Origin of the sequence: Pseudoalteromonas sp. SR45-6, assembly GCF_014163545.1 — a bacterium.
GTDB lineage: Bacteria > Pseudomonadota > Gammaproteobacteria > Enterobacterales > Alteromonadaceae > Pseudoalteromonas > Pseudoalteromonas rhizosphaerae.
Genome location: NZ_JACJDM010000213.1, coordinates 1 through 334, shown reverse-complemented (window position 1 = coordinate 334; position 334 = coordinate 1). Strand labels below are relative to the sequence as shown.

The window sequence follows — 334 nt, the reverse complement described above, 5'->3', positions numbered from 1 at the left end:
GTTTAACTTCGCCAGAAGTTAATATTGAATACTAAAGTAGATACCAATCAATCAACTCCTAAGAGTTAACTAAATGGCACTGAATGATACTGCTATCATTCTTTTTTACTTTTGAAAACTCTGTATAAATAAAAATGTTATTCATACGAATTTTATTATCAGCTTTTCCAAATTTTTAAAGAGCATATTAATTAGTGAGCTCAAAGAGCAAACTAACTAACAATCATCTGTGTGGACACTACGAACAAATAAGTTCTAAATCGTATAAGGAGGTGATCCAGCCCCAGGTTCCCCTAGGGCTACCTTGTTACGACTTCACCCCAGTCATGAATCA

Annotated in this window: 1 rRNA gene; it reads right to left on the bottom strand. The window is 33.8% G+C overall.

The annotated features are described in order from the left end of the window. Nucleotides 1-265 precede the first annotated feature (265 nt). Nucleotides 266-334 (bottom strand): 16S ribosomal RNA (locus H5158_RS22965); the annotation flags it as partial.